The sequence below is a fragment of the Rubrobacter aplysinae genome, assembly GCF_001029505.1.
Taxonomy (GTDB): Bacteria; Actinomycetota; Rubrobacteria; order Rubrobacterales; family Rubrobacteraceae; genus Rubrobacter_A; species Rubrobacter_A aplysinae.
The window spans coordinates 1-9,058 of sequence record NZ_LEKH01000027.1 but is presented as its reverse complement, the minus strand read 5'-3'; the positions used below and the strand labels follow the sequence as shown (position 1 = coordinate 9,058).

At 65.4% G+C, this 9,058-nt stretch carries 10 protein-coding genes; 4 read left to right on the top strand and 6 right to left on the bottom strand.

Translation table 11 applies throughout. The features are described from left to right. Nucleotides 1-249 precede the first annotated feature (249 nt). From ABD53_RS15335 to ABD53_RS15325, 3 genes are all read left to right on the top strand, one after another. The gene (locus tag ABD53_RS15335; RefSeq protein WP_047866710.1) at nucleotides 250-972 is read left to right on the top strand and encodes an amino acid ABC transporter ATP-binding protein; all 723 of its coding nucleotides are present in this window, start codon (nucleotides 250-252) and stop codon (nucleotides 970-972) included. A 227-nt stretch (nucleotides 973-1,199) separates the two neighbouring features. Continuing rightward, a complete protein-coding gene (locus tag ABD53_RS15330) occupies nucleotides 1,200-2,060 on the top strand; it encodes a basic amino acid ABC transporter substrate-binding protein (RefSeq protein WP_053058166.1) in 861 nt (286 codons plus the stop codon). 68 nt (nucleotides 2,061-2,128) lie between these two features. Beyond that, nucleotides 2,129-2,890 (top strand): amino acid ABC transporter permease, encoded by a 762-nt coding sequence (locus ABD53_RS15325; RefSeq protein ID WP_084709759.1) that lies wholly within the window; start codon nucleotides 2,129-2,131, stop codon nucleotides 2,888-2,890. A gap of 16 nt (nucleotides 2,891-2,906) precedes the next feature. On the opposite strand, the gene ABD53_RS15320 is transcribed toward ABD53_RS15325, so the two are convergent. The 6 genes from ABD53_RS15320 to ABD53_RS15295 all read right to left on the bottom strand — a co-directional run bounded on the left by ABD53_RS15320 (nucleotide 2,907) and on the right by ABD53_RS15295 (nucleotide 8,661). Continuing rightward, entirely contained in the window at nucleotides 2,907-3,377 is a 471-nt protein-coding gene (locus ABD53_RS15320) for a hypothetical protein (protein WP_047866706.1), read from the bottom strand. Nucleotides 3,378-3,493: 116 nt separating this feature from the next. Continuing rightward, nucleotides 3,494-4,183, bottom strand: a complete 690-nt coding sequence (gene nfi, locus ABD53_RS15315) for a deoxyribonuclease V (RefSeq protein ID WP_047866705.1) — start codon at nucleotides 4,181-4,183, stop codon at nucleotides 3,494-3,496. Between the two features lie 404 nt (nucleotides 4,184-4,587). After that, nucleotides 4,588-6,231 carry a molybdopterin-dependent oxidoreductase gene (locus ABD53_RS15310; protein ID WP_152670819.1) on the bottom strand — a complete coding sequence of 548 codons (1,644 nt, stop codon included), beginning with the start codon at nucleotides 6,229-6,231 and terminating at the stop codon, nucleotides 4,588-4,590. A 242-nt stretch (nucleotides 6,232-6,473) separates the two neighbouring features. Beyond that, nucleotides 6,474-6,866: a YidH family protein gene (locus ABD53_RS16275; RefSeq protein WP_053058165.1), complete on the bottom strand. Its 393-nt coding sequence runs from the start codon at nucleotides 6,864-6,866 to the stop codon at nucleotides 6,474-6,476. 478 nt (nucleotides 6,867-7,344) lie between these two features. Beyond that, nucleotides 7,345-7,590 (bottom strand): hypothetical protein, encoded by a 246-nt coding sequence (locus tag ABD53_RS15300; RefSeq protein ID WP_152670818.1) that lies wholly within the window; start codon nucleotides 7,588-7,590, stop codon nucleotides 7,345-7,347. Between the two features lie 105 nt (nucleotides 7,591-7,695). Next, complete coding sequence (locus ABD53_RS15295) at nucleotides 7,696-8,661, bottom strand: YeiH family protein (protein ID WP_160309718.1); 966 nt, start codon at nucleotides 8,659-8,661, stop codon at nucleotides 7,696-7,698. 157 nt (nucleotides 8,662-8,818) lie between these two features. Here ABD53_RS15295 and ABD53_RS15290 point away from each other — a divergent pair. Next, a partial coding sequence (locus tag ABD53_RS15290) for a LysR family transcriptional regulator (RefSeq protein ID WP_047866701.1) occupies nucleotides 8,819-9,058 on the top strand: 240 nt, incomplete at its 3' end.

Sequence of the window (9,058 nt, the reverse complement as noted above, 5' to 3'; positions counted from 1 at the left end):
CTCCGAGCCTCCCCGGGCCCCTGAATCCGCCTCGGACATCCACCCTCCCTGTTGCAAGATCATGGAAATGAAACACTGATGTCATGTTGAGTATAATGATCCAGCCTAAAGACGGTCAAGCGATCCGAAGCTCCGAAAGCGAGCCAGGTTTGACAGCCTGTAATAGCAGGAAGAAGATTTCCGGCGGCAAAGGTCTCTTGGAGCCAATATTAGATGGGTGACAACAAGGTTTATGAATAGCTTATGAGCATCATAGAGTTTCGTGAGGTGAGCAAGTGGTTCGGGGACTTCAAGGTCCTGGAGGACATAGACCTCGCCGTGGAGGAGGGGGAGGTGGTTGTGCTCATAGGGCCCTCGGGCTCGGGCAAGAGCACGCTGCTCAGGTGCATAAACGCGCTGGAGGCCATTGGGGACGGTGAGCTGGTCGTGGACGGGCTGAGGCTCACGGACTCAAAGACCAACGTGAACCGGGCGCGGGCCGAGATCGGGTTCGTCTTCCAGCAGTTCAACCTCTACCCGCACATGACCGCCGCCGAGAACATAAAGCTCGCGCCGGTAAAGGTAAAGGGGGTCTCGAAGCAAGAGGCGGACGACCGGTGCAAGAGGCTGCTGGACAGGGTCGGCATCCCCGAGCAGGCGGACAAGTACCCCGTCTCGCTCTCGGGTGGACAGCAGCAGCGCGTGGCGATAGCGCGCGGGCTGGCGATGGAGCCCAGGATCATGCTCTTCGACGAGCCCACGAGCGCCCTGGACCCGGAGACCGTCGGTGAGGTGCTGGACGCGATGGCGAACCTGGCCGAAGGCGGCATGACGATGGTCGTCGCAACCCACGAGATGGGCTTCGCCCGTCGGGTCGCCGACCGGGTGATCTTCATGGACGAGGGCCGGATAGTGGAGGTGGGCCCGCCGGAGCACTTCTTCGAGAATCCCGAAAACGAGCGTACCCAGCGTTTCTTGAGCCGTATCCTCTAACGCCGTCCGGCCCCGTCTCTTGCGCGGGCGGGTGGCTCTGTTATTAACTACCGTAGTTATCAGACGGTCAGGGTGGTGCTTGGAGACGGAGTTTAAGGGAGGGGTCTCGTCGGCGGGGGACCGGCTCGGCGGTAAAGACCAGGAACCGGGCGGCGCTTGACGCGGCCCCGGTACGTTGCCCGAGAGTGGTTAAAGCAGCTAGAGCAGCTAGACAGGGGGAGGTAACGGTGAAGGGGTTCAGGGAAATCTACGGCACGAGACGGGTTCCGGCGCTGGCTATTATGCTGGTCCTGACGCTCGCGCTCGTGGCCGGATGCGGTGGCGGCAGTGGGAGCGGGGACGGAGGAAATGGAGGCGGTGGTGGCGATACCGGCGGCGGTGGCGGCACCAGCAGCGGTGGCGGCGGGCAGGAGATCACGGTCGCCTCGAACATCGCCTATCCCCCGTTCGAGTTCAACGAGGGCGGCGAGCCGACCGGCTTCGACATAGACCTGATGCGGGCGGTCGCCGAACGGGCGGGCTACGAGGTGAACTTCCAGAACGTCCGCTTCGACGGTATCGTCCAGGGCCTCTCAAGCGGCCAGTACGACGCGGCGATCTCGGCGATGACCATCACCCCCGAGCGCCAGGAGCAGGTCGCCTTCTCCGAGCCGTACTTCAACGCGGACCAGTCCCTGCTGGTGGCACAGGGCTCCGGCATCGAGTCCACCGACGACCTCGGTGAGGCGACCGTCGGGGTGGAGAGCGGCACGACCGGCGCGCTAGAGGCCCAGGAGCTCGAGGAGGAGAGCGGCGTCGGCAACGTGCGGACCTTCAACACGGTCACGGACGCCTTCAACGCGCTGGAGAACGGCCAGATAGACGCCGTCATAAACGATTTTCCCGTCTCCCAGGACCGGGTGGAGCAGAGCGAGGGTCTTGAGATCGTGGAGAACATCCCGACCGGCGAGCAGTACGGCATCGCCTTCCCCCAGGATAGCGAGCTCGTGCAGCCCATGAACGAGGCTCTGGCCGAGATCAAGGAGGACGGCACGTACGCCGAGATCTACGAGAAGTGGTTCGGTCAGGAGCCCGAGCAGATACCGTAGAGACCTTTAGTTCTCCAACTCTTGAGACCCGGACGAACCAGATTAACCAGACTAGTTAGAGAGTCAGCATGAGCCTCCCCCACCTCCCGGGTCTATCGCCCCTCGCGCAGCTACAGTGGCCGCCGGTAACGTTCAACCCGGAGGACTTCAACCCGGGCAACTTCGTGAGCTCGTACTTCGACGTCGGCCTGATCCTCTCGGAGTGGCAGACGCTCTTGCAGGCCGCCGGGGTCGCCATCGCGCTCGCGCTGCTCGCGGAGGTGTTCGGCGTCTTCCTGGGGCTCGTGCTGGCGCTGCTCAAGATCTCACGCTCGCGCATACTGCGCTTCCCGGCCACGGTGTACGTAGACGTGTTCCGGGGCACGCCCTTACTAGTGCAGATCACGATCATCTACTTCTCGACGCCCAACATCGGGCTGCGGTGGGAGAGCCTGTTCTTCGCGGGTCTTGCGGCGCTCTCATTGAATAGCGCCGCGTACGTGGCGGAGATCTTCCGCGCCGGCATCCAGAGCATAGACCGGGGCCAGATGGAGGCGGCGCGGGCCTCCGGGCTCTCCTACACCCAGGCGATGCGCTACGTCGTGGTGCCCCAGGCGTTCCGCCGCGTGATACCGCCGCTCACCAACGAGTTCGTGATGCTCGTAAAGGACACCTCGCTGGTCTCTGTGATCGGGCTCGTGGAGCTACTGCGGGCGGCCCAGGACATCCAGGCCCAGACCTTCAACTCCTCCTCGCTGACGGCGATAGCCCTGATCTACCTGGCGATCTGCCTGCCCCTGATCTACTCCACCAACGTGCTCGAGAAGCGCCTGAACCGAAAGACGGCCTGAGCTATTACCCGGACATCTACTCGAACATCTCCCTGGCGGAGGGCGGTACACCGGGGGGCAGCCTCTTTAGCAGCAGAGCGTGCCGCTCCTCGTCCAGCCGATACTCGCCCTCCCGGAGATCCAGGGGCCCCGCGGCCTTCTCGGGCGGGGTCTCGTACCATTCCTCGTCGAGCTGCCGGTAAGCCTTTAGCGCCCCGATGATCCTCTCGTCGCTCCCGACTCCGGCATCCCCGCCGAGCTCGTCCCGGTACTCCTGGAGGGTGAAGAGCCGGATCTTGACCTGCTCTCCGGTGCCCAGGCCCAGGCTCTTGTAGAACTCCCGGCCGTCGCCCCGGCCTCCCGCGCGCTGGGCGGAGCGGCTGCGGGCCTGATTCGCGAACTCCTCGCGGTCGCGCTTCTCGAACCGGGTAACGTAGGCGGCTCCCGCGGCGAAGAGAATGGCCAGCACGACCAACAACACCAGCAAGACGATAAAGAAAGCATTCACGCCAGACCAGCCTCTCCGGGCATCATGCGCAACCCTCCGATTCGTGAGCCTCTTGCGTCAGTATAGTGTATCCGGGAGGACAGCCGGGACACCCGGCGGCGTGTGACGCCAACGGGCTAGAGAGCCTCTCCTTTACGCAGCCGGTTCGAGGCCAGGTGGGCCTGTCTCGTGGGCTCCGGCAGCCGGTAACGCGGGCAACATGCCAGGGTGAGCGCGGCGGCGCTCTGGAGGTCTATACGGTCCCCGACGGAGACGTAGACGGGGGACACGTTGGTGCGGGTGCGCAGGACACGCCCGACCACCTCGCCGCGGTGTACGAGGTCCTCCCCGCTACCCTTCTCCACCGCGGGCTCGTCGTGTACGCCGCACAGCCGGGTCTTGGCGCAGCCTACGCTCGGCACGTCCAGAAAGAGCCCCAGGTGGGAGGCGAGGCCCATCCGCCGCGGGTGTGCTATCCCCTGGGAGTCGAAGATCACGGCGTCCACCGGCGTCCGCACCTTGCGCAGGGCTTGCACGACCGGGGGGATCTCCCGGAAGGCCAGCAGCCCCGACACGTAAGGAAACGACAGCTCGCCCTCCGCCCCCTGCACCTCGACCACGGAGAGGTCGGGGAAGCTCAACACGACTACGGCGGCGTACCCCATCTCACCCTGCGTGGAGACGTCGGCCCCGGCCACGTAGCGTACCCGGTCGAGATCCAGCGCCGGCCCCTGATCCACTTTCGGGGCGAGCTCATCCTGCAGGCGCCGCGCTTCCGCGGGCGAAACGTCCAGCTCGTGCATCCGGTCTACATCCACGCCCCGCATTGTACCCCCGGCGTGGTGGTCGGTCCCGGCTCCGGGAAGGTCAGCGCGAAATCAGCGCGAAACAGCAGAGGAGTAAAAAGAGACAAAAAGGAGCGGAGCCGGCCAGTGGAATCTGGAGGGGGGAATAACGTCCCACAGCCGGCCCCGCTATAAAAGTCCCGGTCCGACCGTGGAATCTGGAGGGGGGAAGAACGTTCCCCGGTCGGCCTCCGGTTGATTAGTAATATACCCCGTGGTTGTTACGTTGGGCTTTCCGTGACGTTACGATTTTGTAACGTTGGAGAAACAGTGCGGTTACACCACCCGCAAAGCGCCGTGAGACACCGTAAGACGCCGCAAGGCGCAGGAAAAGCCCGAAATTTTTCCGCACGGTAGCGTTTCTCCAGGCTGCTTTCAGAGCGGCGCTACACCACGGTCACCTTGACCGTATCGTAGCCGGTCGCGCCGGAGGGTATCGGGGCCGCCTCGTCTTCGGTCTGGGTCTCGCCCTCGCCGTCGGTGGCGCGGACCTTTATGGTGTGCTCTCCCGGCTTCGCGTCCCACTCGTACACGTACTGCCGCCAGGCGTCCACGTCTAGCTGGGTGGCGAGCCGGGCGTCGGACCAGCTCTCGCCGCCGTCGGTGGAGACCTCGACGCGCCGGATGCCCCGGGTCGGGGCCCAGGCTACGCCGCCTATCGGGATCGTTCCGGCCTCCAGCTCGTCGTCCTTGGATACCGTGTCTATGCGGGACTGGGTCTTTACCGGGCCCTTCTTGGACCAGCCGCGTTTGATCCAGTACACGTCGTAGTCCCAGGGCTTTAGCTCTATCTCGGAGAGCCACTTGGTGGCCGAGACGTAGCCGTACAGACCCGGCACGACGAGCCTGACCGGGTAGCCGTGCTTTGCGGGTAGCTCTTCTTCATTTAGTCCGAAGGCGACGAGCGCCTCGCGGCCGTCGAAGGCGACGTTTGTCTTGAACCCGGCCTCCCAGCCGTCCACGCTGCGGCCTATAAGCTGCTCCGAGGCCTTGCCGATCTCACCCGGCCGGATACCGGCCTCCTCGAGAACGTCCGAGAGCCGGACCCCGGTCCAGCGGCCGTGGGATACCAGCCCGCCGCCGACCTCGTTGGAGACGCAGGACATGGTTATGTCGGCTTCAATCTGCTGGAAGGAAGAGGTCAGGTCGGCGTAGGAGAGCTCTATGGGGTTGGCGACCTCGTCGCCGCCGACGTTCAGGGTCCAGCGGTCACGGTCTATGCGGGGCGAGGAGATCGCGGTATCTATGAGATAGAAGTCGTCCGCCGGGGTGATGAGCTTCGGCATCCCGGGCACCTCTATGGAGGCGCTGTCGGGCGGCGGGGGCAGCCGGTCCAGAGAGGCCGCTCCGCCCGTGGTAGAGCCGCCCGAGGCCCCGGAGAGGCTCGCGGAGCCAGCGGAGCTAGCGGAGCCGGCCGAGCCCCCGGAACCGCTGGATAGCAGACGGCCCGCGCCGACCGCGGCTAGACCAAGGGCCGCGGTCCCTCCGGAGAGGGCGAGGAACCCCCGGCGTCCGACGGAGGTCTCCCGGTCGGGGCCGGAGTCCCGGCGTCTCACGCCTTCCATACCGCTGTCTTGGGCCACCGACTCTTGCCCGGCGTCCGGCTCGGCGCGATCCAGGAGCGTTCCGGCGATGGTGGAGCCCGCGATCAGGGCCCCGGCTATGGTTACGAGCGTTACCGGAACCGAGATGGAGGGCTCCGATAGCGCCGCCAGCATGGCGACGACCCCCACCAGACCGACCCCCACCAGGGCGAGCGGCGCCGAGCGGCGGGAGAGTACGGCCAGCGCGCCGGACAGCGCCAGCGCGACCAGTATCACGGTTACCACCAGGACCGGGGTGGCCGCCTTACCCAAAGTCCCGATAGCCTCGGTGGCGAGGCTGCCCGGCGTAAGCTCTATAACCCTCTGCGACACCGCCACGGGCAGGGAGGGGACCAGCGGATACACCCCGTGTACCAGCTCCGCCGCGCCGAAAGCCACGGCCCCACCCGCGATGCCCGCGAGTGCCGTCATAAACCTGTTACCCAAAACTTCCTTCTTCCTCCGGTGCTGTAGAACCTGGTGTTGCTCTCAGGTTTCCAGATATTATCGCCCGGCGAGGTGTCCTTGCCCTGATCCCTTTCACAGACTTCTCTACCGACTTCCGCCAGTCGTCCGGGTCTATGTTGGAGTTATATCGAATCTAAACCGGATACGGAGGCCGGGCCGGGGTCGGATCAACTCGGCGTTACCGGAATCCGCACGGCTCCGGGGACGTCTCGCTAATGTGGCTAGCGCAGGAGGACGAAGACCATGAAGCTCCCGGCGAGGGCGAGACTCCCGGCCACGACCAGGATGTAACCGAGCACGTCCGGGGTGAAGGTGTTGGAGATGATCCTCTTCCGGTTGCGCAGAAACTGGAAGACGCCGAGCATCAGCGTCAGGCAGCCGAGCATGGCCAGAGCAAAGCCGAAGACCGTCGAGACGGCGACCGAGACGCCTTCCACCGGGCTCGCGGCGGCCAGCACCCCGGCACGCTCTATGACGAACCCGATGGATATTAGCCCTATCCCCGTCCTGACCCAGGCGAGCAGGGTCCGCTCGTTCGCCAGGTGCTCCCTTACCTCAGCCTCCCGGCGGGTTTGCTCCGGGGCCTTTTCCCCGCTTTTTTCGGAGGAACTCATGGATCAACCCTATTCCCGCCCGGCCCGCCCGTCAATGTGTGGGTATGGTCCGCGGCCCGGGATCTCCAAAGCTCCAAGTTGCTCTGCTTGCTCTGCATCAGCGGGGCACCGGCTCCGGCTGCCTTCCTGCGGGGCGTGGGGACTTCCGGCAGACTACCGAGACCGGGCGCTCCGGTCGGGATCATCGCGACCTCGCAGACCGGGCTCGCTCCAGAGTCGAGCGGAAAGTGCGCACCTCCGGCTCAGGCCACGAGGTCGGGACAGGGTCCCGAATAATGCCCGGGAGCGGGGAGACGGTCCCCAAGAGCCGTGGCTCACCGGCGGCGGGAACAGCACCGGGCGGTAAGAAGGTGAGGGTGTTCATCCGGTCGTTCGGATCTCGCCGCGCCGGGGCTCGGATACCGGAGGAGCACGAAAGCCACGTTTCTGTAGAAGCCAACATCCGACACTGAGTGCGTTACAGCATGCGTTAAAGCGTCTACAGGCCCGTGAGGAGGTGCCCGAGGACTCCGATCATGGAGATTATGCCTACAAAGAGGAGGACGAGATCCACCGCGCGGTCCCCCGCGCCCCGCAGAAGCCTCCCTGCCCCGAACAGGGCTACCGTCGAGGCAAAGACCAGAGCCCCGGCTCTCAAGGCTCCGGTGGCCGCTACGAGGACCCCGGCCACCGCACAGGCTCCGGCCAGATACTTGAATGCGGAGCCCGTCCCAGTAAGAGCCACATTGTCTCTCCTGTGCGTCCTCTTGTGCATCATCGCGACCTTTCTCTACCTTTCCTCTACATTTCGACGTACCGGCTGATATGGCCGGCCCCTCACTAGACCTCCCTAGACGCCGAGGCCCAGGATCATGGCGAGGCTTACCGCCGCGACCACCACGGAGACGAGCAGGCCCAGCGCCAGCGGCCGCCAGCCGAGCCGGGCCATGCTCCTGACGCTGAGGTTCAGCCCGAGCCCGCCGAGCGCGACCGTCAGGAGCGCGGTGTCGACGGACAGGATGCCGTCTATAACCGTCTGCGGCAGCACCCCGGCGGAACGTACCGCGAGCGCGCCGAGGAAGCCCAGGACGAACAGCGGGACCGGGAAACCGCTCCCACCCCCACCGCCGCCTCCTCCGGCTCGCATCAGCAGCCCGACCACGAGCACGCTCGGAGCCAGCAGCGCGACCCGGGTCAGCTTTACGAGCGTGGCCGTCTCCAGGGCGCCGTTACCCAGAGGGGAGGCGGCGGCCACTACCTGCCCGACCTCATGTACGCTGGCCCCGGCCCAAACCGCGGCCACGCCGGAGGGTATCCCGATCACCCCGCCGGCGAGCGCCGGGATCGCGAATACCGCCACCGTGCCAAACAGGGTTACCGTGGCCACGGCAAAGCCCACGTCCTCCTCTTCCGCGTCGGCGACGCTGTCCATCGCCGCAATCGCCGACGCCCCGCAGATCGCACTCCCGGTGCCGACCAGCAGCGAGAGCTTCGTGGATAGCCCGAGCCGGCGCCCGACGAACAACGCCGCCCCGAAGGTAACGGGGAGCGTCACCAGCACCACCAGGAGCACCTTCGGCCCGAGCGCGATGGCGTCGGAGACGCTGATCTGGAACCCCAGCAAGACCACCCCGAGCTTCAAAACAGGCTTCGCCGCGAAATCCACGCCCCGGTGCGCGCCCCCCGGCAGGGTAACCGCCGTCGCCACCACGGCCCCGAGGATGAGAGCCCACACCAGACTGCTCAAGCTCGGCACCAGCGCCCCGAGGCCATAGGCCCCGACGGCCACGAGCCCGGCCAGCGTGAGCCCTGGCAATATATCGTACAGCTTCTTCCCGGCACCCGTTTTTTCATCTCTTTTTATAACCATAAAGCGGAAGATAAACCCGATTTACTCCTTTATTTAGAGCATTTTGATTATCCTTCCCATAACCATCTGGAATCTACTTGATCCACTTGTGTAGAATTGCGGCGTGGTGGTGGATCTGAGGCTGCTAGAGGTGTTCTGTGCCGCGGTGGAGTCGCGCTCGTTTACGGCGGCGGCCGAGCGGTTGAGGATCAGCCAGCCCGCCGTCAGCAAGCAGGTGCGCGCGTTCGAGAGCTGGTGCGGCGCGAGGCTGCTGGAGCGTTCACGCGGCGGGGTGAAGCCTACCAGGGAGGGTCAGCGGGTCTACGCGGAGGGGCGGGGGCTACTGGCGGAGGCGGAGAGGTTC

Coding starts and splice junctions, on each gene's coding strand:
- ABD53_RS15325 (WP_084709759.1), top strand. CDS start 2,129: ATGAGCCTCCCCCACCTCCCGGGTCTATCGCCCCTCGCGCAGCTACAG.
- ABD53_RS16275 (WP_053058165.1), bottom strand. CDS start 6,866: ATGAGTTCCTCCGAAAAAAGCGGGGAAAAGGCCCCGGAGCAAACCCGC.
- nfi (WP_047866705.1), bottom strand. CDS start 4,183: ATGCGGGGCGTGGATGTAGACCGGATGCACGAGCTGGACGTTTCGCCC.